This is a genomic window from Ruegeria sp. AA6, from assembly GCF_056542865.1.
On record NZ_JBQGAN010000002.1, the window covers coordinates 514,523 to 537,597 of the forward strand.

The following is a 23,075-nucleotide window of genomic DNA, read 5'->3' on the forward strand; positions in this document are numbered from 1 at the left end:
ACGAAAAAGTGTCTTTGCGGCGCAGAGCTCTATTTGGTCTGATAGCGGAATATGGTTGAAGAGCAGGTTCGAAAACGTCGGAGGACAGGTATGATCCGCTCAGTTTTGTCGGTGTTCCTAATGTGGGCGGGGATCGGTTGGGCCGAAAACTTGCAGACCTCACAGGGTGTTGTAACTCTCACCGAAATGGTTGGTGGGCTGGATACACCTTGGGCGATCGGGGTTTTGCCCAGCGGTGGTTTTCTGGTGACCGAGCGCGATGGAACGCTTCGGCACATCGAAAATGGTCAGATAAAACGTGTTTCAGGAGTTCCGAAAGTTGTGGCCAACGGACAGGGCGGTCTGCTGGATGTTACTGTCGCGCGAGATTTTGACCGCACCAGAGAGATTTTCCTGACGTTCTCAAAACGACAACAGGGCGGCGCAGGGACAGCACTTGCGGTGGCGCGATTGTCTGAGAATGGGGGCAAACTTACAAACCTGCGAGTGATCTTCGAAGCTGTTCCCGGAGGTTCAGGGGGCCGCCATTTCGGTTCACGTGTAGTAGAAGCCAATAATGGCACTTTGTTTTTGACGATAGGTGATCGAGGGGATCGGCCCTCGGCTCAGGACAAGTCAAATCATATGGGGGCAGTGATCCGTGTAAACCGCGATGGTTCGGTGCCTGGCGACAACCCGTTTGTTCAGGAAGCCGGAGCTCGTCCGGAAATCTGGTCATATGGTCACCGTAACCCTCAAGGGGCCGGTTTGGATGCTCGTGGGCGACTGTGGGTTTCCGAGCACGGTGCGCGAGGCGGGGATGAGGTCAATCTGGTTCAGCCCGGCCGGAATTATGGCTGGCCGGTCATTTCCTACGGCAAGCATTACTCGGGCCAAAAAATCGGTGAGGGGACCCATAAACCCGGCATGGAACAACCAAAGCACTATTGGGACCCGTCCATCGCGCCGTCGGGGTTGCTGGTGTATTCCGGCAAGCTGTGGCCGCAATGGAAGGGCGATATTTTTGTCGGTTCGCTCAAGTTTGACTATATCGCCCGGCTGGCTGGTTCTCCGTTGAGGGAGGTCGAGCAAATCAAAGGACCTGAAACCGAGCGCGTGCGCGATATCGTCGAAGCGCCCGATGGATCTATCTGGTTTATCTCGGTGGGTCAGGGGGCCGTGTATCGAATGACCCCCGGCAACTAGACCCGACTCAAACCGAAAGGCGGTCGCCCTGTGCGCCGCGCTCACGATAAGGCGTCGTATTGTAATGCGCCCGGTAGCATTTCGAGAAATGCGACGGGCTGGCAAAGCCACAGGCCAACGCCACGTTAATCACGCTCATATCCGTCTGCATCAGCAAGTTGCGCGCTTTGTGCAGACGCAACTCCATATAATAACGCTTGGGGGAGCGGCTCAGGTAACGGCGGAACAGGCGTTCAAGCTGTCGGGTGGACATGCCGACATCCTTGGCGAGGATCGAAGGCGAGATCGGCTCTTCGATATTCTTTTCCATCATCAGGATGACTTGGCTGAGTTTGGGGTGGCGCACGCCAATCCGCGTCGGGGTCGACAAACGCTGAGTGTCCTGATCAGTGCGGATCGAGGAATAGATCATCTGGTCGGCGACTGCATTCGCGAGGTCCTCGCCATAGTCATCAGCGATGATCTTCAACATAAGGTCGATGGATGATGTGCCGCCCGCCGTGGTCATACGGTTGCCATCAATCTGGAAGACGGATTTGGTCAGTTCAACCTCGTCGAATTCCTCGACAAAACTATCTGCATTCTCCCAGTGGATCGTGGCGCGTTTGCCGTCCATTAACCCGGCTTTGGCAAGAGTATAAGCCGCCGTACACAGCCCGCCGATCCGAAGACCCCGACGCGCCTCACGACGCACCCAGTTCAGCACTTTTTTGGTCGTCGCCGTTTGAACGTCGACACCGCCGCAGATCAGCACCACATCGTCGCGCTGAAGTTCGATCAAGTCCGAATCAAGCGTGAAGGTTGTCCCTGCGGAACAGGTGACCGTTTCGCCGCCTTCACCCATAAGCGCCCAAGAATAAAGTTTCTTGTCAGCCATGCGGTTGGCAATCCGAAGGCTGTCCAGCGCGGACGCAAAGGATAGCAGTGAAAACTTGTCCAGCAGGACAAACACAAAATTACGGGGATTGCCCGCTGAGTCTTCCACCGTGACAACTTGGCGTTGCTCTTGCATGGCGAATTGTCCTTGATTCGTTGGCTGCTGTGCGAACACAGCGAAGTTTGTAGCCGACAACATGCTCAAAGCTTGTTTCCGACGTCAAGGGTCGCAAATCGTATATGGTCAGTCTTCAATGCTTTTTGTATAGAGGCAACCTGAATACTTCAGCGGAGATCAAAGCTATGACTGAATGGCAAAAAACGAACTGGCGCAACAAGCCCCGGGTTCAGATGCCAGACTATACCGACTCGGCCGCGCTGGCCAAAGTCGAGGCGCAGCTTTCGCAGTATCCCCCGCTGGTCTTTGCGGGCGAAGCACGGCGTCTCAAGCAACATCTGGGTGCCGCTGGTCGCGGCGAAGCCTTCCTGTTGCAGGGCGGGGATTGTGCGGAAAGCTTTGAACAGTTCAGCGCGGACGCGATCCGCGACACGTTCAAGGTGATGCTGCAGATGGCGATGGTTCTGACCTACGGTGCCAAAGTGCCGGTGGTCAAAGTTGGCCGTATGGCGGGCCAATTCGCCAAGCCGCGCAGTGCCCCGACCGAGGTGGTGGATGGCGTCGAGCTGCCCAGCTATCGCGGTGACATCATCAACGAGCTGGCGTTTACCCCAGAAGCCCGCATTCCGAATCCCGGCAAGATGCTGCAGGCTTACACTCAGGCGGCGGCCACGCTGAACCTGTTGCGCGCGTTCTCGACCGGTGGTTTCGCCGATATGAGCATGGTACATTCCTGGACCCTCGGGTTCACCGACGAACAGGACGTGCAGAAATACTCGGAAATCGCCGACCGTATCCAAGACACCATCGACTTCATGGGCGCGGCTGGCATTACAGCGGACACCACGCATGAATTCTCGACCGTTGAGTTCTACACTAGCCATGAGGGCCTGCTGCTGGAATACGAAGAGGCGCTGACCCGCCTTGATTCGACCTCGGGCAATTGGCTGGCGGGTTCGGGCCATATGATCTGGATCGGCGATCGTACACGTCAACCGGACGGTGCTCACGTTGAATTCTGCCGCGGCGTTCTGAACCCGATTGGTCTGAAATGTGGTCCGACGACCACCGCCGAAGACCTCAAGGTTCTGATGTCCAAGCTGAACCCCGAGAACGAAGAAGGGCGTCTTACCCTGATCGCGCGTTTCGGTGCAGGCAAAGCCGGCGAGCATCTGCCGCGTCTGGTCAAAGCCGTGAAGGAAGAAGGCGCGAAGGTGACTTGGGTGTGTGACCCGATGCATGGCAACACGATCAAGTCGGCGACAGGGTACAAAACCCGTCCGTTCGATTCGGTTCTGCGTGAAGTACGCGACTTCTTCGGTGTGCATCAGGCCGAGGGTACAATCCCCGGCGGTGTGCATTTTGAAATGACCGGTCTGGACGTCACCGAGTGCACCGGCGGCGTGCGTGCTGTGACCGAAGAGGATCTCTCGGATCGTTATCACACCGCGTGCGACCCGCGTCTGAACGCATCGCAGTCGCTTGAATTGGCCTTCCTCGTGGCTGAGGAACTGACCAACCTGCGTCGTGACCGTAATAAGCGCGCGGCAAGCTAAAGTCGGGAGCTAACAAAATAGAAAGGCGGGCAAATTTGGCCCGCCTTTTTTGTTAGTCGTCACGTGACGCAACCAATCGTAAATGCGATCCGCGTGTCTTGAATTCGCTTTGATCTTCGGCAAAACCGGCAGAGGCCCGACGTGTCGACTCTTTTGGTGCCTGAACCTCGGACACTGGGCGTACTTTTACTTCTGGAACAGAGAATCGGCGTGGGGTTGCTCCGACCGCACCATCACTGACCAAGACACCCAACACACGGCTGACGTCGCTCAGATCACTTTTCAGCGGCAGCAAGATCATGCGCGCCTGCAATTGGGTTCGACCCAGTTTTCCTGCAGACACCATGCCAAGCTCGGCGACAGAGGGTTTCGCGAAAACCTGCTCCAAAACATCCGTGACGCCTGCACGGGCGCTTGGTTCAAAAAATGCAGTCAGGGGCATGCCGCGTACTTCCATACCCGCCAGCTTATTCAGGTGACTACCTGCCAGTCGAAACCGTGCCAGACCGGGGGCGATGCGTTACAGAATGAAAGTGTATTCCAGAATATTCTCAAGTCCGCGCGGATCGATTTGCGACCGCATCGGCACACCGTTGCCAGTCAGCAATGCGGTCCAATATGCCTCGGCCTGACGAAGCGGTGACAGGCTGCGCCCGCTGGTAAAACGATCCATTGCGACGATCTTTCCAATGTTTGACCCGGAACCGTTCCCGAAAAAGGTTTTCATTTTCATCACCCTAGCGTCAATCGATCGCGATTTTCATAAAATGCCGAACATCGGGTTTTTGTTCCCAACCGGCCCTGACCAAGTTCAAATTGACACGGGTTTAGTCAATTTTGGAGGAATTCTTTAATGAATGGTTAACTTCCTGAGAGCTTGTCAAAAGTCAGCAAGCTCTTGCCCTGCGCCTGCCGATGGCTTTAGGTGCTGCAAGTCAGCAGACAAGGACATTCACCATGATCAGATCCATGACCGGTTTCGCCTCGGGCAAAGGGGCGTTTGGCCCTCATAGCTGGACGTGGGAATTGCGCAGTGTGAATGGCAAGGGGCTGGATATGCGCCTGCGCGTGCCAGATTGGCTGACCGGGCTTGAGGCCGCCTTGCGTGGCCAAATGACCAAGGTGCTTGGCCGGGGCAATGTCACTTTGTCCTTGCGCCTAAGTCGCGACGAAACGGCACCTGATCTGGTTCTGAATGAGGCCGCGATGACTGCGGCGCTGACCGCGCTGCTGAAAACTCAGGAAATGGCTGCCGCCAGTGGTGTTACACTGGCACCTTCGACTGCAGCCGAATTGATTGCCATCAAAGGCATGTTGGATGCAGGCAACGACGTAGATGATCCCGCGCCGCTGGTTGGAGAGTTGACGAACGAATTTGCCGACCTTCTGGCCGCATTCATTGAAATGCGCGAATCCGAAGGTCAGGCTTTGGCGGAAATCCTCGACGGTCAACTCACGCAGGTCTCGGCCCTGACTTCGCAGGCCGCTGAACTGGCTGAACAGCGCAAGGAAAAGACCGCCGAAGCATTGCGTGAAAACCTCGCGCGGGTGCTGGACAACGCGCAAGGCGCGGACCCGGACCGCGTCGCGCAGGAACTGGCACTGCTCGCAGTGAAATCGGATATCACCGAAGAGATTGACCGTCTGAAAGCACACGTCTCTGCCGCGCGTGATCTGCTGTCACAGGACGTGGCCGTTGGTCGCAAGTTGGATTTTCTGATGCAAGAGTTCAACCGTGAGGCCAATACGCTGTGTTCCAAGGCGCAAAGCGCCGAGTTGACCTCGGTAGGGCTTGAGTTGAAGGCCGTAATAGACCAGATGCGCGAGCAAGTGCAAAACGTTGAGTGACTAAGGGAACAACTGACATGGCGGACCGCCGCGGCCTACTTATCATCCTGTCTTCGCCTTCCGGCGCGGGAAAATCCACACTGGCCCGTCGGTTGATGGCATGGGACGAAGGTCTTGAGTTTTCAATCTCGGCCACAACCCGCGCGCCTCGTCCGGGCGAGGAGCACGGGAGGGAATACTATTTCCTGTCTGAAGACGAATTCAAACAGCAGGTCGCCGAGGGGCAAATGTTGGAACATGCCCACGTCTTTGGCAATTTCTATGGCTCTCCGGCGGGACCTGTGCGCGAGTCGATCGATGCGGGTCGTGACGTGTTGTTTGATGTGGACTGGCAGGGTGAAGTGCAAATAAGGAACTCGGATCTGGGGAAACACGCGTTGTCCATTTTTATCCTACCGCCCTCGATCCCCGAGCTGCGACGCCGTCTGGAAACCCGTGGTCAAGACAGCGAAGACGTGATCGCCAAGCGGATGCTGAAAAGCTGGGATGAGATCAGCCACTGGGGTTATTACGACTATGTGTTGGTCAATGATGATCTGGACGCGACCGAAGAAAAGCTGAAGACGATTGTCAGCGCCGAGCGGATGCGACGTATCCAGCAGCCCAAGCTTCAAAATCACGTCCGCACTCTGCAAAACGAATTCGAGGGGCTGTCATGACCATTTACGCTTTGGGGGATCACACGCCGCAAATCCATGAAGATACCTGGGTTGCACCAGACGCTAACCTGATCGGAAAAGTGGTGCTTGAGCAGGGCGCTTCGGTCTGGTTTGGCAGCACCATCCGCGCGGACCATGAAGAGATCCGTGTGGGCGAGGGCAGCAATGTTCAGGAAGAATGTATCATGCATATAGACGCAGGGTTCCCTCTGACCATCGGCAAGAACTGCACGATCGGGCATAAGGTGATGCTGCACGGGTGTACGATTGGAAACAATACTCTGATCGGGATGGGAGCCATCGTTCTTAACGGTGCGAAGATCGGAGAAAACTGCCTGATCGGGGCAGGGGCCTTGATCCCCGAGGGAAAGGAAATTCCTGACAATTCTTTGGTCATGGGTTCGCCGGGCAAGGTCGTGCGGCAACTGGATGAGGCCGCAGCGCAGAAAATTACGCTCAGCGCGCTACACTACCAGCAGAACATGCGCCGGTTTCGTAACGAGATGATGCCTGTGTACTGAAGCGTTCAGAAAGATCAAAAGAATGTCTGACGACCTGCTAGCCGAGTTTGTCTCGGCCATTCCTATGCCGGCTTTGATGATCGATCAGACCGAGCGGATCATCGCCGCCAATACTGATGCCAAAACCCTGTTGGCGCAAAACATCGTTGGCCGCCATTTTGCAACGATCCTGCGACAGCCGCAGGTGATCGACGCGATTGAACAGAGCCTGCACACAAAGGGTCCCTCCAAGACACGTCACTTGTCGAACGATGGCGCACAAGACACCACATTCGAGGTGGAATGCCGCTATATGAACGGGGTCGGGGCGGTTGAAGGTGGCGCGATGCTGGCGACTTTTCAGGACGTCACGCATGTGGAACAGGCCAGCCAGATGCGGCGGGATTTCGTGGCCAATGTCAGCCATGAATTGCGAACCCCGCTGACCGCCCTGATGGGGTTCATCGAAACACTGCGTGGCCCCGCGCGAGACGATGCCGCCGCCCGGGACCGGTTTCTTCAGATTATGACTGATGAGTCCAATCGTATGAACCGGTTGGTTGGTGATCTGCTGTCACTGAACCGCGTCGAAAGTGAAGAGCGTGTGCGCCCGAAGGAGCAGCTGGAACTGACGGGGTTATTGCAGTCCACGTTGAACTCTCTGCGTCCGCTGGCCGAGGATGCCAAGGTCGAACTGTCCCTAAACGCGCCCGATGACCCGGTTTCACTGACGGGCGATAGCGATCAACTGCGTCAGGTTTTCACCAACCTGGTCGAAAACGGCATCAAGTATGGTGGCAGCGGTGGCACTGTTGAGGTCCGAGTGTCCTCATCCGAGCGGGATTCGGCGACGCGTGGTCCTGCGGTGCGAATTCAGGTGATCGACAAGGGGCCGGGAATCGATCCCATTCATCTGCCACGTCTGACTGAGCGATTCTATCGCGCAGACAGCCACAGATCGCGCCAGTTGGGTGGCACGGGCTTGGGATTGGCCATTGTGAAGCACATTATCAACCGCCATCGCGGTCGGTTGCGTGTGGAAAGCGTTCTGGGAAAAGGCACGGTATTTACGGTTATTTTGCCGCGATAATCGGGCGAACCCATCATTTAGGCTCTTTAACACCCGCACCTATGTAACAAGAGCATGGCTGCTTTGCGCCACGTCAGCCCAGTTTCTTAACGACTGTCATAAAGCTGTTACAAACCTGTCACAAAAGGCTTACGCACGGACCTTAGAGGTGCCCGCAAGATCATCATGGGGGTGATCACAAACTATCCTTTTCAGGGAGACTGAAATGTCTTTTGTAAAACTGTCGGCCTCGGCAATCGCTATCGCTGCTGTATCGGCCACCGCGGCCTCCGCTCGTGACCAGGTTCAGGTTGCCGGTTCTTCGACCGTTCTGCCTTATGCTTCGATCGTTGCAGAAGCCTTCGGTGAAAACTTTGACTTCCCGACACCGGTTGTTGAATCGGGCGGTTCGTCGGCTGGTCTGAAGCGTTTCTGTGAAGGCGTTGGCGAGAACACCATCGACGTTGCAAACGCATCGCGCGCCATCCGCGAAAAAGAGATCAAAGCTTGTGCAGAAAATGGTGTGACCGACATCATCGAAGTTCAGATCGGTTATGACGGCATCGTTTTCGCATCCGACATCAACGGCAACTCGTTCGAGTTTACGCCGGAAGACTGGTACAAAGCTCTGTCCGCTCAGATCGTTGTAGACGGTGAGCTGGTCGACAACCCAAACAAAACCTGGGCCGACGTAAACCCGAACTTCCCAGCGCAGCCGATTGCTGCTTTCGTTCCGGGCACCAAGCACGGCACCCGTGAAGTGTTTGAAGACAAAGTGATCCTCGCTGGCTGTGAGCACCTGGGCGACTTCGACGTTTACAAAGCTGCCAACGGCGACGACAAGAAAGCTGCTGAGAAAGCATGTATCGCTCTGCGTACCGACGGCGTTTCGGTCGACATCGACGGCGACTACACCGAAACTCTGGCACGCATCGACAGCAACAAAGACGGCATCGGCGTCTTTGGTCTGGCCTTCTACGAGAACAACACTGACAAGCTGCAAGTCGCGACCATGTCGGGCATCGTTCCTTCGACCGACTCGATCGCTTCGGGTGAATACCCGGTTTCGCGCCCGCTGTTCTTCTACGTGAAGAAAGCCCACATCGGCGTGATCCCCGGCCTGAAAGAATATGCTGAGTTCTTCGTCGCTGACGAGATCGCAGGCCCCGACGGTCCGTTGGCTGCCTATGGTCTGGTTTCCGATCCTGAGCTGGGCAAAGTTCAGGAAGCTGTTGCCAACGAAACCGTTCTGGGTGGTGGCTCCTAATAGCTGACGCTATTGAACCGGGGCGCGATTTGCGCCCCGGTTCCTATTGATTCTACTCCTGCCGCTCGACGGAGTTCCCATGGCATTATCCTGGCTGCTGCTCATCCTGCTGGCGCTTGCTGTTATCGGTTATTTTGTGGGTAGATCCCGCGCATTGGCCAGCGCAAATGGCAACGCAAGCGATCTGCATTCTCTTCCTTCTTACTATGGCTACAACGTTGCAATGATGGCGTTGGTTCCGGCCCTGATGCTGCTGATCATTTGGTTGTTGGTGCAGCCTTTGGTCGTGAACAACTCTGCGTCCGGTATGATCCCTGACACAGCGATCCCCGAGGGGTCGACCCGTGGCCTGCTGATGAGCGAAGTTCGCAGAGTCGCAGATGGTTTGGACGGTGCGGTTGCCGCCGGTGCCATGACCGAGGAATTTGCGCGCAGCGCCCGTGCAGACATAACTGACATGACTGCCCGTTTGAAGGAAGCCGGTCAGGTCATTACCCAGAACGTGACAACGCCAGTTCTGCGTGCCGCACAGCAGTACCGTGTGATGAACGCCGCTGGTACGGTTATGATGCAAATCGCGGTTCTCGCTGTTGCTCTGTTGGGGGCGGCGTTCGCTTACATTCGCACGCACAAAGAATTCCGCGCCCGAAATGTGGTGGAACAGGGTATTTTGGCCTTGTTGCTGCTGGCGGCGTCGATCGCCATTTTGACAACCGTAGGCATCGTACTGTCGATGCTGTTCGAGACCATGAACTTCTTCCAGTTGCACTCGTGGAAGGACTTTTTCTTTGGTCCGACATGGGCTCCGAACTTCCGCGGCGGTAGTGAACTGTCGATCCTGCCGCTGTTATGGGGTACGCTCTATATCTCGCTCATTGCGCTGTTGGTTGCTGTGCCGATTGGCCTGTTTGCAGCGATTTACTTGTCGGAATACGCCTCTGGCGCAACTCGGTCGGTCGCCAAACCGCTGCTTGAGATTCTCGCGGGTATTCCGACCATCGTTTATGGTCTGTTTGCCCTGCTGACGGTCGGCCCGGCGCTGGTGTCTCTGTTTGGAGACGGTGGCGCACTGGGTCTTGGCTGGATGGCCAGTTCCAACGCGGTCCTCACTGCCGGTCTGGTTATGGGTATCATGCTGATCCCGTTTGTGTCTTCGCTGTCCGATGACATTATCAACGCGGTACCGCAGTCTATGCGAGATGGGTCGCTGGGGCTTGGTGCAACACATTCCGAAACCGTGCGTCAGGTGGTTTTGCCGGCTGCTTTGCCGGGTATCGTGGGTGCGATCCTACTGGCGGCGAGCCGCGCCATTGGCGAGACGATGATCGTTGTCATGGCCGCTGGCGCCATTGCCAAATTTTCGTTGAACCCGTTTGAGGCTATGACCACAATCACCACGCGGATCGTTAGCCAGTTGACCGGCGACACCGACTTTGCCAGTCCCGAAACGCTGGTTGCCTTTGCTCTGGGTCTGACGCTTTTCGTCATCACACTAGGGCTGAACATCTTCGCCCTCTACATCGTACGCAAATACCGGGAGCAGTACGAATGACCGATATTTCCCAAACCCCTGGCGCTGCTCCTGCTGCGAAGCCAAAAAAAGGATCGCTGTTCGAGAAAGACGCGCGCACCAAGCGCCGCAACGCCGCCGAAGGCCGGTTCAAAATGTATGGCATCGTGGCCATCGGTATCGGCCTGCTGATGCTGATTGTTCTGGTCACCAATATCGTGACGGCTGGCCTTGGTGCGTTCCAGCAGAGCTTTATCGAGCTGAATGTCGAACTGAAAGAAGACAAGCTGGACAAAAACGGCAACCGAAACATCGACGATATCAAGAAAGTCTCGACCTTCGGTTACGCTCCTTTGATCGCGTCGGCACTGGAAAGCGAAGTTGCTAAGCTGGGTATCCAGACAGAGCTGACACCCAAACAGATGGGCGGCATTTTGTCGAAGGCAGCTCAGGCCGAGCTGCGGAATTATGTCATCTCGAACCCTGACGAGATCGGAAAAACGGTCAGCTTCCGCTTTTTGGTCAACAGTCGCGTCGATGGTTACATGAAGGGCCGTGTAACGCGTGACTCCATTGCCAACGACAAGAGCATCACAGCCGAACAACTGGATTTTGTGGACCAGCTACGGGACGCTGGAGTTTTGTACAAAACCTTCAACCCGGACTTCATATTTGGCTCGGATGCCTCTGACCAGCGGCCCGAGGCTGCGGGGATCGGTGTATCCATGCTGGGCTCTTTGTTCATGATGTTCGTGGTGCTGGCGCTGGCCCTTCCGATTGGCGTGGCCGCCTCGATCTATCTGGAAGAGTTCGCGCCACAAAACCGGCTGACGGATATCATCGAAGTGAACATCTCGAACCTGGCCGCTGTTCCGTCCATCGTGTTCGGTATCCTCGGTCTGGCCGTGTTCATTAACTATATGCACCTGCCAACTTCGGCGCCGCTGGTGGGCGGTCTGGTGCTAACGCTGATGACCTTGCCGACCATCATCATCTCGACCCGTGCATCGCTGAAAGCTGTGCCGCCGTCGATCCGCGATGCTGCGCTGGGGGTAGGGGCCTCAAAAATGCAGGCCGTGTTCCATCACGTGCTGCCACTGGCCGCGCCTGGCATCCTGACTGGTACTATCATTGGTCTGGCGCAGGCGCTGGGTGAAACCGCCCCGCTGCTGCTGATCGGGATGGTGGGCTTTATCGCTTCAAACCCACCCGACGGGATCGTTGCTGGCTTCCTGTCACCGAACTCGGCCATGCCGGCGCAGATCTACGAATGGTCCAAGCGCGCCGACCCAGCCTTTTATGAACGCGCATGGGGGGGCATTATCATACTGTTGATCTTCCTCGTGACAATGAACACCATTGCGGTCATCTTGCGCCGCCGCTTTGAACGCCGCTGGTAAGAGGGGCCTATGATGAATGACATGACACGAGTGGAGAGAGCCGTGGACTCCAAAGACATTAAGATCGCCGCGAAAAAGGTACAGGTCTACTACGGTGAAACCCACGCCATCAAAGACGTGGACGTTCAGATCGAAGACAAAACGGTCACCGCCTTCATTGGCCCGTCCGGCTGCGGGAAGTCCACATTTCTGCGCTGCCTTAACCGGATGAACGACACGATCGACATCTGCCGAGTCGAGGGCGACATTCTGCTGGATGGCGAGGACATCTATGACAAACGCGTCGACCCGGTGCAGTTGCGTGCCAAGGTGGGGATGGTGTTCCAGAAACCAAACCCGTTCCCCAAGTCGATCTATGACAACGTCGCTTATGGTCCGCGTATCCACGGCCTTGCCAAGAATAAGGCAGAACTGGATGAGATCGTTGAAAAATCTCTGCGTCGCGGCGCGATCTGGGACGAAGTTAAAGACCGTCTGGATGCCCCAGGCACTGGTCTGTCGGGCGGTCAGCAACAGCGCCTGTGTATCGCGCGCGCCGTGGCCACGGAACCCGAGGTTCTGCTGATGGACGAGCCGTGTTCGGCACTGGACCCCATTGCGACAGCGCAGGTCGAGGAACTGATCGACGAACTTCGCTCGCGCTATTCGGTTGTGATCGTGACCCACTCGATGCAGCAGGCCGCGCGGGTCAGCCAGAAAACCGCATTCTTCCATTTGGGCAATCTGGTTGAATTCGGCGAGACCGGGCAAATCTTCACCAACCCCGAAGATCCCCGCACGGAAAGCTATATTACTGGCCGTATTGGTTGAGGACAGGTTTTTGAAAATGAGCGAACAACATATTGCATCGGCATTCGACCGCGACCTCGAAGCGGTCCAGGCCCATATTATGAAAATGGGCGGTTTGGTCGAGGCGGCGATCATGAACGCCGCGCGGTCGCTGGAATCCCGCGATGAAGAGCTGGCTCAGCAGGTCCGGCAGGGCGACAAGGCGATCGACGCGTTGGAAGAGCTGATCGACGAAGAAACCGCACGTTTGATCGCGCTGCGGGCACCCACCGCTAGCGATCTGCGTCTGGTCCTGTCGGTTCTGAAAGTGTCGGGCAACCTTGAACGGATTGGCGACTATTCCAAGAATATCGCCAAGCGGACAACGGTTCTCGTAAATGCGGGCGAAATCAACGGCAGCGCCGCAGCCCTGCGCCGAATGGCGCGTGAGGTTGAGAGGATGCTGCGCGATGCGCTGGATGCCTATATTCAACGCGATGCCGAACTGGCCACCGATGTCATCAATCGCGATGAGGAGGTGGACCAGATGTATAACGGTCTGTTCCGTGAGTTCCTGACTTTCATGGCCGAGGATCCGCGCAACATCTCGTCCTGTATGCACCTGCATTTCATTGCCAAAAATATCGAGCGAATGGGCGACCACGTCACCTCGATTGCCGAGCAGGTTGTCTATCTTGTCACCGGTGAACGCCCGACCGAGGCGCGACCGAAAGCGGATATAACCTCGCATACCCCTCAGGAGATCTGATCAATGTCTGCGGATCAGCCTACCGTTCTGGTCGTTGAAGATGAACCGGCACAGCGCGAAGTCCTGGCCTACAACCTAGAAGCCGAAGGGTTTCGCGTGTCCAAGGCAGGCAGCGGCGACGAAGCCCTGTTGCTGGTCGATGAAGAGCACCCGGACATTATCGTGCTGGACTGGATGATGCCAAACCTCAGCGGAATTGAGGTGTGTCGGCGGCTGAAATCACGCCCCGATACACGGTCGATCCCGATCATCATGTTGTCGGCGCGCACTGAAGAGGTGGACAAGGTGCGGGGGCTGGAAACCGGTGCCGATGACTATGTGGTCAAGCCTTACTCGGTCGTGGAATTGATGGCTCGCGTGCGTACCCAGTTGCGCCGGGTCCGTCCGGCAACCGTCGGTCTGCGTCTTGAGTTTGATGATATCATTTTGGATTCGGAAACGCATAAGGTCAGCCGCGACAGCAAACCCCTGAAACTAGGTCCGACTGAGTTTCGTCTGCTTAGTACCTTCATGGAAAAACCGGGACGGGTCTGGAGCCGCGAACAGTTGCTCGACCGTGTTTGGGGCCGGGATATATATGTGGATACGCGCACGGTAGATGTCCATATTGGTCGCTTGCGCAAAGCGCTGACTCAGCATGGCGGCGAAGACCCGGTTCGCACCGTCCGCGGAGCAGGGTACGCTCTGGGATAAATCAGGGGCAGGGGTATGAGTTTTGCTCATGGTCAGATGCGAAACTCTTACTGTTTTTTAGTATGGGGCCGGGTTAGGTTGCGTCGAAGCTGATTAAGCGGAGATGCACCATGAACGCCCCAGACACCAAGCCCGCATTGCGCGCCAAAGATGCGCCCGACATGGGGCAATTTGCTTGGGACGACCCGTTTCGACTGTCCGATCAGCTAACTGAAGACGAACGCATGATTGCGGCCAGCGCGCAGGCTTACGCGCAGGGCAAACTGCAACCACGTGTGGCCGAGGCGTTTCAAAACGAAGAAACCGACCCCGAGATTTTTCGGGAGATGGGCGAAATGGGCTTGCTGGGCACCACAATCCCCGAGGAGTATGGGGGCCTTGGGGCAGGGTACGTATCCTACGGCTTGGTCGCGCGCGAGGTTGAGCGTGTAGATTCCGGTTATCGTTCGATGATGTCGGTTCAAAGCTCGTTGGTGATGTACCCGATCTATGCCTATGGCAGCGAGGAACAGCGCCGAAAATACCTTCCGAAACTGGCCAGCGGTGAGTGGATCGGCTGTTTTGGCCTAACTGAGCCCGACGCAGGATCGGACCCTGCCGGAATGAAGACGCGCGCGGAAAAGATCGACGGTGGCTACCGTTTGACAGGCAGCAAGATGTGGATCTCTAATTCGCCAATTGCGGATGTGTTTGTGGTCTGGGCAAAGTCCGACGCGCATGACGATAAAATCAGAGGCTTTGTTTTGGACAAGGGCCTGAAAGGACTGAGTGCTCCGAAAATTCAGAACAAACTGAGCCTTCGCGCCTCGATAACCGGTGAGATCGTTCTGGAAGGAGTCGAGGTTGATGAAAGCGCTTTGCTTCCTCATGTTCAGGGTTTGAAGGGCCCGTTCGGTTGTTTGAACCGCGCCAGGTATGGCATCAGTTGGGGCGTTATGGGCGCTGCTGAAGGCTGTTGGCACGCCGCGCGCGAATACGGACTGGATCGCAAACAGTTCAATCGACCCTTGGCGCAGACACAGTTGTTCCAACGCAAGCTGGCGGACATGCAAACTGAAATTGCTTTGGGGCTGCAAGCAAGCTTACGCGTTGGGCGTTTGATGGACGAAGCCCATGCCGCGCCCGAGATGATCTCAATTGTCAAACGCAACAACTGCGGTAAAGCGTTGGACATTGCCAGGATGGCGCGTGACATGCATGGGGGCAATGGTATTTCACTTGAGTTCCAAGTTATTCGCCACATGGTCAACCTTGAAACTGTGAACACATACGAAGGGACTCATGACGTTCACGCATTGATTTTGGGGCGGGCTCAGACTGGATTGCAGGCGTTTTATTAATGTCACCAGTTAATCGTGTAATCTGTATTATGGTAAATAGATAGGGCTGAAAACTACAGCTTTACCTATGTTTATCAACGGCTTGCGATGAAACTTTGACATGCAGCAAGGCCTATCAGCGCGATTTGCGCATTAGGCCTTCTTGCGCCACCGAAGCAATCAAAGTTCCATCCTCTGCGTAGATCGACCCTCGGTTAAAGTTGCGACCTTGTCCGCTCCAAGGTGAATCCATCGAGTAAAGATGCCAGTTCCCAAGGTTTACCGGTGCGTGAAACCACAATGCGTGATCAAGGCTGGCGCCATTGACGTTCCCGGTAAACCAACTGATCCCATGTGGCCGCATGCCGGATGACATCAGATACATATCGGATGCGTACGCCAAAATAAGATGCTGCGTCACGGGGTCGGTTTCGACTGCGGCTTTCATACGAAACCAGATTTGGTTTCGATCATCTGATTTATCTGGGCGGAATGGGTTCAGGTGGTTAACCTCACGAACTTCGATTGGTCGTTCGCGCAAAAGTTCTCCGCGAACCTTTTCCGGGACCAGATCAACGTATCTATTTCTCAATTCTTCTCTGGCTGGATAGACTTCAGGGGCTTCTATTTTTGGCATAGCGTGTTGGTGGCTCCAGCCTTCATCCTGAACATGAAAGGACGCCGACATATTCAATATTTGCTTTCCATGTTGGATCGCAACGACGCGCCGAGTTGTCAAAGAACCTCCATCCCGTGCTCTATCAACTTGATAAATAACGGGAATAGAAGGGTCGCCTGCACGGATGAAATAAGCATGAAGCGAGTGGCATAGGCGATCTTCGACAGTTCGGTATGCGGCCGCCAAAGCCTGCGCAATAACCTGGCCGCCAAAAATGCGCGTTGGTGTTTCTCCGCCAGATCCAGTGCCGCGAAACAGGTCAAGCTCGAGCCTTTCGATGTTCAAAAGTTCCAGCAAGATACGTTCAGCATCTGTCATCTTCGGCCTCCGATCAGCCTGATATGGCATCATTCAATCATTGCCCCAAGGACAAGTGCTTTTAGTTCCGCCCGCGAGGGATAAGAACTGGAGGGCGACAACTGAGTAAAGAAGATAGACGTCAGATCATTGACCCGGTCGATCCAGAAAAAAGTCGACGCCATACCGCCCCAGCTAAAATCACCCAGCGAGCCCGGCACGCGTGTTCTGCCCGGGTTCGTTATGACTGCACCGCCCAATCCGAAACCGGTGCCTTCCATCGGTTGCTCGGCGAAACTTTGTGGCCCCATCGAAGCAATATCGCCCGGTAAGTGGTTGCAAAGCATATAATCTACCGTTTTAGGCCCTAACAAACGGTGTCCATTGCCCTGCCCCCGATTTCGTAGCATTTCAGAAAATCGAGAGTAATCGTCGATGGTGCTGACCAGACCGCCACCGCCCGAGAATGTGGTGGTGGATTCGAATGGAGACCCTCCGGCCTGATCGACTAACCGCAGCGTCTCTCCTCCGGTCCTTGCCGCATTCAAGGCCATCGCATCACCGGCCAAAGGCGTATAGAGGGACGCAAACCGGTCCCCTGCCCCTGATGGCACCGAAAAGCCTGTTTCGCGCATCCCGAGTGGCTCAAAAATTTCCTGTGCGAAAAACTTGTCCAACGTTTGGCCAGATACAACCTCGATCACGCGCCCAATGACATCTATGGCAACGGAATATTCCCACCGCGATCCAGGCTGAAATGCCAGCGGTAACTGCGCCAGATCTTCCACGCGGTTTTTCAACAGACCTTGGTTTGGCTTAAACATCAGGTCTTGTTCGTCCATCGCCGCTGGCAATAGCCCTGGATTGAACGGATAGCTGAGACCACTGGTATGTGTTAGTAATTGATGCAACGTTGGCGTCGGTGCCGCCTCAGTCTGTTCCAGCCGCTGCGCCCCCGGTATCAGGGCTTGCATGTCAGAAAACTCAGGTATGAAATCAGATATTTGCGCGTCGAGGTGAAACAAACCGCGTTCGACCAACATCATCAACGCGACTGTGGTGATGGGCTTTGTCATCGAGTAGATACGGGCAATTGTATCGCGCTGAAACGGTAGACCGTTTTCGATGCTTTGTTGGCCGCAAGAAGCAAAAAACACCTCAGATCCTTGATGTTTTACCAGCAATGAGCTGCCCGCGTATTTCCGTTCATCGACGTATCGCTGCATCCAGGTGGAAATACGCTGTAATCGCGCAGGATCGAACTTGGTCATTTCAGGTCAGTCCTTTGGTTCTCAGCCGGATTTTGCGAATTTACACGCTGAAATAACAGGGAAATCGACCGCGGTGCTGCGTGATATCCGAACTGGCTGTTACAATTAGAGTGTAGCGGATTCGCTTGTCACGAGTTGGTACAGATTTGATTGTCCATATTCAGGAGGAGCACTATGGCGCAACATGTTGAATTTGTATACGATTTCTGCAGCCCGAATGCTTTTCTTGCCTACAAGACACTGCCGACATTGGCGGAAAAACACGACGTACACGTAAGTTATATGCCCGTGCAGCTGTCCACGATCTTCAAAGTGACCAACAACCAAAGTCCATTTCAGGCGTTTTCAGAGAACCGTCAGAAAACCGCCTATCTGACGCATGATCTTCACCGGTTTGCGCGCGCGCGAGGGTTAAGTTTTCATATGAGCCCGCATTTTCCGGTCAACACTCGGTTTGCCATGCGCGGTGCTGTATACGCATCCGAAAAACCATGGGAAAGCAGATATATAGACGCAATTTTTGATGCGATCTGGGTGCATGGCCAAAAGGTTGATGAAATTGGCGTTTTAACCGAGATACTGCACGAACACGAATTACCGGTGCGAAAAATCCGAGAGGCAATGACCAGTGCTGAGATCAAGCAGCAACTCAAGGATCAAACCAAAGCGGCCGTAAAACGCGGTGTGTTTGGTGTACCCAGCATGTTTGTGGGCACCGAGATGTTCTTTGGCAAAAACAGTATGGGAAACCTGGGGCTGGAACTGTCGAAAGCGTCCTAATCTTCTAGTGCCGCCAGCCCTTGCTTGGCGAACATCGGAACGTATGAGCCAAGAGCCACAGCGCGCTCTGGGTCTGATGCATTGCCGTCTTGGGCTCGCTTATAGACACCTTGTAAAATGCCGGCCATTCGAAAGAAATTGAACGCCAGATAGAACCCAAAATTCTCGATCCCAGACAGACCGCGCCGATGACAGTATTGGTCGATGAAAGCTTGGTCCGATGGCAATCCCAGAGTGTCTCGGTCGATACCATGCAGGCCGCGCCCCTCGGTTCCCGGAGGCATCCTCCATTGCATAATGACGGCTGCGAGGTCGGCAAAGGGATGCCCGATCGTTGACAGCTCCCAATCCAAAACGCCAATGCAGCGCGTGCCGTTCTTTTCGAACATAAGATTGTCGATGCGATAATCGCCGTGCACCAGTGTTCGCTGGCCGTCATCTTCCGGAACGACTTGCGCCAGCGCGGAAATCAACGCGTCCATTTCTGCAATTTGGGCAGTTTCGGAGGCGCGGTATTGCTTGGTCCAACGTGCAATCTGCCGTTCAAAGTAGTTTCCGGTTGGACCGTAGTCCGACAGGCCGACTAGCTCGATATCAACCATATGCAGCGCGGCTAGAACGCGGTTCATTTCACCTATGACAGCAGTTCGTGTTTCATTGGATTCACCGGTCATTGTTGGTTCAAGAAAGACCCGCCCTTCGAGATGTTCCATCACATAGAACTCTGATCCAATGATGCTGTCGTCGGTGCAGAGAATAAACATCTTGGGGACCGGCACGTTGCTATCGGCCAGCGCAGTTTGGACACGATACTCGCGATCGACTGCATGGGCCGATTTGAGAAGTACACCGGGCGGCTTTCGGCGCAGCACATAGGTTTGGGTAGGTGTTTGCAGCTTATAGGTCGGATTGGACTGGCCTATGGCAAACTTTTCGGCCTCTAAAGGGCCGCGATAACCGGACAAGTTTTGACTAAGGTACGCATCAATGGCGCTTAGGTCCAAGTTCGAATTCGTCATGCTGCGTCCTCACAAGGTTTCGGCAAAGATGTTTCCGGCTGTTACCACGTTGATGCCACCTGAAACCGGAATGATCGCTCCGGTAACATAGCTTCCGCCTCGTCCGCACAGAAACAGCATGCAGCCTGCGATGTCGTCGTCTCGACCAACGCGCCCCAAAGGGACAGACTTGCCGACCCTTTCGCGTGTTTCTTCATCGGCCGTGGCGAACGCCGTCATACGGGATACGAATGGCCCCGGAGCCAGTGCGTTGACCGTGATATGAAAAGGCGCGAACTCTTTGGCCATGATCTTGGTCAGGTGCAACACGGCCGCTTTCGAAGCCGAATAGCTGTAAGCACCATCGCCCATCGGAACCTCTCCCATAACCGACCCGACATTGATCACCCTTGCCGGATCTTCTGCCGAGCCAGATTTCACCAGCAGGGGCAACAGTTTCTGCGTCAGGTCAAACAGCCCTGCGACATTGACCGACATCACTTTGTCCCAGGCATCATGCGGGAACTGCCCCATCGGAGCACCCCAGGATATCCCCGCATTATTCATAAGAATATCTAGGCTTTCTGTGCGGTTGTTAATCTCGGACACAAGCGCATCAATTCCTTCTTGGGTGGAAACGTCGCCGCCAAAACCTTCTGCTTGACCTGAAGCCTCCATGGCGTTCAGTTCTGCTGCCACGACTTCGCACGCTTCGCCCTTTCTGGACGCGATCAGAACGCGCGCGCCAGCCCGCACAAGCGCCTCGGCAGCCATGCGGCCAATGCCCGTCGCACCACCTGTCACTAGTGCGGTCTTTCCCTGCAAAGAGAACAATGTGTCGGGCGTCATAGTCTGATCCTCACTCCGTTCGTCCTTGGCGCGCGTTGGTTTCTTGACAACACATGCTGCGGCGCCAAAGCTTCTACTGACTGAATAACATGGACATTGAGGCTGATATGCAAGCTTTACTCAGCGTCGCGCCCGGAGGCCCGGAAACTTTAGAGCTGACCACTCTACCAGACCCGCAACCAGGACGGGGCGAATTGCTGGTTGGCATTAAGGCAGCCGGAGTCAATTTTCCCGATACCCTGATCATCCAAGACCTTTATCAGATCAAACCTCCCCGGCCTTTTGCGCCCGGTGGCGAAATCGCCGGAGAAGTTCTTGCCGTCGGGGAAGGTGTCGCGGGGTTCGCCATTGGTGATCGCGTCATGGCGCTTACAGGCCACGGCGGGTTTGCCACGCATGTGACACTGCCCGCAGCAACAGCCATCAAGTTTCCATCTACCATGCCGTTCGAGGATGCCGCCTGCTTCATCTTTACCTACGGCACCTCGTATCACGCATTAAAGGACCGCGCCGCATTGCAGCCCGGGGAAACGCTGTTGGTGCTCGGGGCTGCCGGAGGGGTTGGTTCGGCTGCGGTTGAGTTAGGAAAAGCGATGGATGCGCGGGTAATTGCGGCGGTTTCTTCCCAAAAAAAAGCAGATTTCTGTAAGAGCCTAGGGGCCGATGAAACCGTGCTTTATGCCGAAGAAATAGACAAAGACGGTCAGAAGGCATTCACCAACGAGATTAAAACACTGGCAGGCCCGCTTGGTGTGAATGTGATCTATGACGCGGTGGGTGGAAGCTATGCCGAACCGGCACTGCGCAGCATTGCATGGAATGGTCGCTATCTCGTGGTTGGGTTTCCTGCGGGCATTCCGAAGATTCCACTGAATTTGCCGTTGCTGAAAGGATGTCAGATCGTTGGTGTTTTCTGGGGTGCGTCGGTTCTACACAATCCTGAAGGCCATAAGGAAAACATTCGCGATTTGATTGAGCTATACGGGAATTCTCAGATAAAGCCGCGGATCAGCGCAAGCTATACCCTGGATCGCGCGGACGAGGCACTGATCCATCTGGCAAGCCGGTCGGCGCTAGGTAAAACCGTGGTAACTATGCCCACAGGGGCCGAAACCTTCTGATGGGAAGACTGCGGCTCGCCCTAAGCGCGCATTGGCCGGTGGACATTCCCACCCTTTCGCGTTTATGAACCTTTTAAAGGGACAGTGAATTAATGCACAAAGCGCTGATTTTAAACGGGCCGAACCTGAATCTGCTGGGAACACGGCAACCCGAAGTGTACGGCAGCACCACGCTGGAGATGGTGGAGAACCTATGTGTAAGCCACGGGGCATCCATAGGGGTTGAGGTCTCGTGCCTTCAGTCCAATCATGAAGGTGTTCTGCTTGACGCAATTCATGGCGCAAAAAAGGATCAGGATGGCATAATCCTGAACGCAGGTGCTTTTACGCATACATCCATCGCACTCATGGATGCGATCGCATCCGTAGACTTGCCGATGATCGAAGTTCACTTGTCCAACATTCATGCGCGCGAAGAATTTCGGCACGTATCCTATATTTCCAAGGTCGCGGTCGGCCAGATTTGTGGCTTTGGTGCCCAAGGATATGTGTTGGCACTGGATGCGTTGGCAGCTCATCTAAAATCAGAGTCCACTGCATGAAGCTGATCGAATACTTACATTTTCTCAGCTACACCAAAACTCTGGAAGAGCTTTGGGATGCCCATTGCCGCCAAATGGGGAAATACGGGTTCGACCGCCTTATTTACGGGCACACGCAGTACCGTACGGAAACATCCCTCGGAGACCCCGAGGACTTTCTGATCCTTACTAATCACGACAAGCCGTACTTAGACGGTTTCCTACGCGATGGCCTGTATTTTCACGCTCCTATGTTGAAATGGGCGTTGTACAATGAAGGCGCGGCCAGTTGGAGTGTGGCGCGGAATATGGTGGCTAACGGAAAACTAACTGCGCAAGAGCTGCAGGTGCTTGAGTTCAACAAATCGCATGGCGTTTCCTGCGGCTATACCGTTAGCTTCACATCAGTCTCTATGAGGTCGAAAGGAGCGATTTCGCTTTCCGCTGGTGGAGCTGCCACTCAAGCGGAAGTGGACGAAATTTGGGCCGAGCACGGTGATGATATTCTGCTGATGAACAACATGGCGCATCTAAAAATTCTTACCCTGCCCTACAACGCGCCAAACAGGGCGTTGACCAAACGCCAGCGTGAGGCTCTTCAGTGGGTAGGCGACGGCAAAACCACACAGGATATTGCGTTGTTGATGGGGCTGACCGCGGCCACGGTTGAAAAGCATCTGCGACTCGCCCGTGAATCTCTTTCTGTTGAGACCACAGCTCAGGCAGTCCTGAAAGCTTCATTGCAGAACCAGATGTTCGTCATGGAGGCATAGTTGCCAAGAATTTGACGCCAACTTGCGTCAATTTACCCCAGGTAAGGAAAACATGACTTTCGAATCTAGGGCTGTAGTTGCAAAGTGATATTGTTCCGTGAGTGGTGGCTTTAGCCAGGGAACATTTGGTCGGATCTTTGCAATAACAGGGCTCTCCGATCGTTCTGACACCTAGGCGTCTATTTGTCCGCGTCTGGTTGCTGGAAATTTGAGGGGCCTCGACCATCCCCATCATGCGGGGCCCCTCAT

Annotated in this window: 22 protein-coding genes and 1 pseudogene; 17 read left to right on the forward strand and 6 right to left on the reverse strand. The window is 55.1% G+C overall.

Annotated elements, in window-relative coordinates:
• Nucleotides 1-90: 90 nt before the first annotated feature.
• Entirely contained in the window at nucleotides 91-1,185 is a 1,095-nt protein-coding gene (locus ACR0LN_RS05530) for a PQQ-dependent sugar dehydrogenase (protein WP_480428274.1), read from the forward strand.
• A gap of 7 nt (nucleotides 1,186-1,192) precedes the next feature.
• On the opposite strand, the gene ACR0LN_RS05535 is transcribed toward ACR0LN_RS05530, so the two are convergent.
• Entirely contained in the window at nucleotides 1,193-2,197 is a 1,005-nt protein-coding gene (locus ACR0LN_RS05535; RefSeq protein WP_480428275.1) for a GlxA family transcriptional regulator, read from the reverse strand.
• Between the two features lie 167 nt (nucleotides 2,198-2,364).
• On the opposite strand from ACR0LN_RS05535, the gene ACR0LN_RS05540 reads away from it, so the two are divergent.
• Nucleotides 2,365-3,735 carry a class II 3-deoxy-7-phosphoheptulonate synthase gene (locus tag ACR0LN_RS05540; RefSeq protein WP_480428276.1) on the forward strand — a complete coding sequence of 457 codons (1,371 nt, stop codon included), beginning with the start codon at nucleotides 2,365-2,367 and terminating at the stop codon, nucleotides 3,733-3,735.
• Between the two features lie 52 nt (nucleotides 3,736-3,787).
• Here ACR0LN_RS05540 and ACR0LN_RS05545 read toward each other — a convergent pair.
• Nucleotides 3,788-4,468: pseudogene (locus tag ACR0LN_RS05545) on the reverse strand (PAS domain-containing protein).
• A 224-nt stretch (nucleotides 4,469-4,692) separates the two neighbouring features.
• Between ACR0LN_RS05545 and ACR0LN_RS05550 the strand changes: the two are divergent.
• The 11 genes from ACR0LN_RS05550 to ACR0LN_RS05600 all read left to right on the forward strand — a co-directional run bounded on the left by ACR0LN_RS05550 (nucleotide 4,693) and on the right by ACR0LN_RS05600 (nucleotide 15,558).
• Nucleotides 4,693-5,583 carry a YicC/YloC family endoribonuclease gene (locus tag ACR0LN_RS05550; protein ID WP_480428277.1) on the forward strand — a complete coding sequence of 297 codons (891 nt, stop codon included), beginning with the start codon at nucleotides 4,693-4,695 and terminating at the stop codon, nucleotides 5,581-5,583.
• A 17-nt stretch (nucleotides 5,584-5,600) separates the two neighbouring features.
• On the forward strand, nucleotides 5,601-6,242 hold the full coding sequence (gmk, locus tag ACR0LN_RS05555; RefSeq protein WP_480428278.1) for a guanylate kinase: 642 nt from the start codon (nucleotides 5,601-5,603) through the stop codon (nucleotides 6,240-6,242).
• Nucleotides 6,239-6,763 carry a gamma carbonic anhydrase family protein gene (locus ACR0LN_RS05560; protein ID WP_480428279.1) on the forward strand — a complete coding sequence of 175 codons (525 nt, stop codon included), beginning with the start codon at nucleotides 6,239-6,241 and terminating at the stop codon, nucleotides 6,761-6,763. The genes gmk and ACR0LN_RS05560 overlap by 4 nt, the downstream gene beginning before the upstream one ends.
• Nucleotides 6,764-6,785: 22 nt before the next feature.
• Nucleotides 6,786-7,832 (forward strand): sensor histidine kinase, encoded by a 1,047-nt coding sequence (locus ACR0LN_RS05565; RefSeq protein ID WP_480428280.1) that lies wholly within the window; start codon nucleotides 6,786-6,788, stop codon nucleotides 7,830-7,832.
• Between the two features lie 205 nt (nucleotides 7,833-8,037).
• Complete coding sequence (locus ACR0LN_RS05570) at nucleotides 8,038-9,078, forward strand: substrate-binding domain-containing protein (RefSeq protein ID WP_480428281.1); 1,041 nt, start codon at nucleotides 8,038-8,040, stop codon at nucleotides 9,076-9,078.
• A 79-nt stretch (nucleotides 9,079-9,157) separates the two neighbouring features.
• Nucleotides 9,158-10,630 (forward strand): phosphate ABC transporter permease subunit PstC, encoded by a 1,473-nt coding sequence (gene pstC, locus ACR0LN_RS05575; RefSeq protein WP_480428282.1) that lies wholly within the window; start codon nucleotides 9,158-9,160, stop codon nucleotides 10,628-10,630.
• The gene (gene pstA, locus ACR0LN_RS05580; RefSeq protein ID WP_480428283.1) at nucleotides 10,627-11,988 is read left to right on the forward strand and encodes a phosphate ABC transporter permease PstA; all 1,362 of its coding nucleotides are present in this window, start codon (nucleotides 10,627-10,629) and stop codon (nucleotides 11,986-11,988) included. Before pstC ends, pstA begins: the two co-directional genes overlap by 4 nt.
• Before the next feature lie 12 nt (nucleotides 11,989-12,000).
• Nucleotides 12,001-12,798, forward strand: coding sequence for a phosphate ABC transporter ATP-binding protein PstB (gene pstB / locus ACR0LN_RS05585; protein WP_480428369.1), 798 nt, complete (start codon nucleotides 12,001-12,003; stop codon nucleotides 12,796-12,798).
• 16 nt (nucleotides 12,799-12,814) lie between these two features.
• The gene (gene phoU, locus ACR0LN_RS05590; protein ID WP_480428284.1) at nucleotides 12,815-13,525 is read left to right on the forward strand and encodes a phosphate signaling complex protein PhoU; all 711 of its coding nucleotides are present in this window, start codon (nucleotides 12,815-12,817) and stop codon (nucleotides 13,523-13,525) included.
• Nucleotides 13,526-13,528: 3 nt separating this feature from the next.
• Nucleotides 13,529-14,218: a phosphate regulon transcriptional regulator PhoB gene (gene phoB / locus ACR0LN_RS05595; RefSeq protein WP_480428286.1), complete on the forward strand. Its 690-nt coding sequence runs from the start codon at nucleotides 13,529-13,531 to the stop codon at nucleotides 14,216-14,218.
• Nucleotides 14,219-14,328: 110 nt separating this feature from the next.
• Entirely contained in the window at nucleotides 14,329-15,558 is a 1,230-nt protein-coding gene (locus ACR0LN_RS05600; RefSeq protein ID WP_480428287.1) for an acyl-CoA dehydrogenase, read from the forward strand.
• 115 nt (nucleotides 15,559-15,673) lie between these two features.
• Here the strand turns inward: ACR0LN_RS05600 and ACR0LN_RS05605 are convergent, their stop codons facing one another.
• Nucleotides 15,674-16,534 (reverse strand): acyl-CoA thioesterase, encoded by an 861-nt coding sequence (locus tag ACR0LN_RS05605; RefSeq protein WP_480428289.1) that lies wholly within the window; start codon nucleotides 16,532-16,534, stop codon nucleotides 15,674-15,676.
• A 29-nt stretch (nucleotides 16,535-16,563) separates the two neighbouring features.
• Nucleotides 16,564-17,784: a serine hydrolase domain-containing protein gene (locus ACR0LN_RS05610; RefSeq protein ID WP_480428291.1), complete on the reverse strand. Its 1,221-nt coding sequence runs from the start codon at nucleotides 17,782-17,784 to the stop codon at nucleotides 16,564-16,566.
• A 174-nt stretch (nucleotides 17,785-17,958) separates the two neighbouring features.
• Here ACR0LN_RS05610 and ACR0LN_RS05615 point away from each other — a divergent pair, with 174 nt between their 5' ends.
• Nucleotides 17,959-18,564: a DsbA family protein gene (locus tag ACR0LN_RS05615; RefSeq protein WP_480428292.1), complete on the forward strand. Its 606-nt coding sequence runs from the start codon at nucleotides 17,959-17,961 to the stop codon at nucleotides 18,562-18,564.
• Here ACR0LN_RS05615 and ACR0LN_RS05620 read toward each other — a convergent pair.
• Together ACR0LN_RS05620 and ACR0LN_RS05625 are read right to left on the reverse strand one after the other, a co-directional pair.
• Nucleotides 18,561-19,583 (reverse strand): phosphotransferase, encoded by a 1,023-nt coding sequence (locus ACR0LN_RS05620; RefSeq protein WP_480428293.1) that lies wholly within the window; start codon nucleotides 19,581-19,583, stop codon nucleotides 18,561-18,563. The two genes, ACR0LN_RS05615 and ACR0LN_RS05620, sit on opposite strands and share 4 nt — an antisense overlap.
• A gap of 9 nt (nucleotides 19,584-19,592) precedes the next feature.
• Complete coding sequence (locus ACR0LN_RS05625) at nucleotides 19,593-20,411, reverse strand: SDR family NAD(P)-dependent oxidoreductase (protein WP_480428294.1); 819 nt, start codon at nucleotides 20,409-20,411, stop codon at nucleotides 19,593-19,595.
• Nucleotides 20,412-20,518: 107 nt separating this feature from the next.
• Between ACR0LN_RS05625 and ACR0LN_RS05630 the strand changes: the two genes are divergently transcribed.
• The 3 genes from ACR0LN_RS05630 (at nucleotide 20,519) to ACR0LN_RS05640 (ending at nucleotide 22,826) form a co-directional block, all read left to right on the forward strand.
• Nucleotides 20,519-21,532, forward strand: coding sequence for an NADPH:quinone oxidoreductase family protein (locus tag ACR0LN_RS05630; protein ID WP_480428295.1), 1,014 nt, complete (start codon nucleotides 20,519-20,521; stop codon nucleotides 21,530-21,532).
• A gap of 92 nt (nucleotides 21,533-21,624) precedes the next feature.
• On the forward strand, nucleotides 21,625-22,074 hold the full coding sequence (gene aroQ / locus ACR0LN_RS05635; RefSeq protein ID WP_480428297.1) for a type II 3-dehydroquinate dehydratase: 450 nt from the start codon (nucleotides 21,625-21,627) through the stop codon (nucleotides 22,072-22,074).
• Nucleotides 22,071-22,826 carry a helix-turn-helix transcriptional regulator gene (locus ACR0LN_RS05640; protein WP_480428298.1) on the forward strand — a complete coding sequence of 252 codons (756 nt, stop codon included), beginning with the start codon at nucleotides 22,071-22,073 and terminating at the stop codon, nucleotides 22,824-22,826. Before aroQ ends, ACR0LN_RS05640 begins: the two co-directional genes overlap by 4 nt.
• Nucleotides 22,827-23,075 lie beyond the last annotated feature (249 nt).

Coding starts and splice junctions, on each gene's coding strand:
- ACR0LN_RS05605 (WP_480428289.1), bottom strand. CDS start 16,534: ATGACAGATGCTGAACGTATCTTGCTGGAACTTTTGAACATCGAAAGG.
- ACR0LN_RS05610 (WP_480428291.1), bottom strand. CDS start 17,784: ATGACCAAGTTCGATCCTGCGCGATTACAGCGTATTTCCACCTGGATG.
- ACR0LN_RS05600 (WP_480428287.1), top strand. CDS start 14,329: ATGAACGCCCCAGACACCAAGCCCGCATTGCGCGCCAAAGATGCGCCC.
- ACR0LN_RS05620 (WP_480428293.1), bottom strand. CDS start 19,583: ATGACGAATTCGAACTTGGACCTAAGCGCCATTGATGCGTACCTTAGT.
- phoB (WP_480428286.1), top strand. CDS start 13,529: ATGTCTGCGGATCAGCCTACCGTTCTGGTCGTTGAAGATGAACCGGCA.
- ACR0LN_RS05550 (WP_480428277.1), top strand. CDS start 4,693: ATGATCAGATCCATGACCGGTTTCGCCTCGGGCAAAGGGGCGTTTGGC.
- ACR0LN_RS05540 (WP_480428276.1), top strand. CDS start 2,365: ATGACTGAATGGCAAAAAACGAACTGGCGCAACAAGCCCCGGGTTCAG.
- phoU (WP_480428284.1), top strand. CDS start 12,815: ATGAGCGAACAACATATTGCATCGGCATTCGACCGCGACCTCGAAGCG.
- ACR0LN_RS05565 (WP_480428280.1), top strand. CDS start 6,786: ATGTCTGACGACCTGCTAGCCGAGTTTGTCTCGGCCATTCCTATGCCG.
- pstA (WP_480428283.1), top strand. CDS start 10,627: ATGACCGATATTTCCCAAACCCCTGGCGCTGCTCCTGCTGCGAAGCCA.
- ACR0LN_RS05630 (WP_480428295.1), top strand. CDS start 20,519: ATGCAAGCTTTACTCAGCGTCGCGCCCGGAGGCCCGGAAACTTTAGAG.
- ACR0LN_RS05640 (WP_480428298.1), top strand. CDS start 22,071: ATGAAGCTGATCGAATACTTACATTTTCTCAGCTACACCAAAACTCTG.
- pstC (WP_480428282.1), top strand. CDS start 9,158: ATGGCATTATCCTGGCTGCTGCTCATCCTGCTGGCGCTTGCTGTTATC.
- ACR0LN_RS05625 (WP_480428294.1), bottom strand. CDS start 20,411: ATGACGCCCGACACATTGTTCTCTTTGCAGGGAAAGACCGCACTAGTG.
- ACR0LN_RS05530 (WP_480428274.1), top strand. CDS start 91: ATGATCCGCTCAGTTTTGTCGGTGTTCCTAATGTGGGCGGGGATCGGT.
- ACR0LN_RS05535 (WP_480428275.1), bottom strand. CDS start 2,197: ATGCAAGAGCAACGCCAAGTTGTCACGGTGGAAGACTCAGCGGGCAAT.
- aroQ (WP_480428297.1), top strand. CDS start 21,625: ATGCACAAAGCGCTGATTTTAAACGGGCCGAACCTGAATCTGCTGGGA.
- gmk (WP_480428278.1), top strand. CDS start 5,601: ATGGCGGACCGCCGCGGCCTACTTATCATCCTGTCTTCGCCTTCCGGC.
- ACR0LN_RS05570 (WP_480428281.1), top strand. CDS start 8,038: ATGTCTTTTGTAAAACTGTCGGCCTCGGCAATCGCTATCGCTGCTGTA.
- ACR0LN_RS05615 (WP_480428292.1), top strand. CDS start 17,959: ATGGCGCAACATGTTGAATTTGTATACGATTTCTGCAGCCCGAATGCT.
- ACR0LN_RS05560 (WP_480428279.1), top strand. CDS start 6,239: ATGACCATTTACGCTTTGGGGGATCACACGCCGCAAATCCATGAAGAT.
- pstB (WP_480428369.1), top strand. CDS start 12,001: ATGAATGACATGACACGAGTGGAGAGAGCCGTGGACTCCAAAGACATT.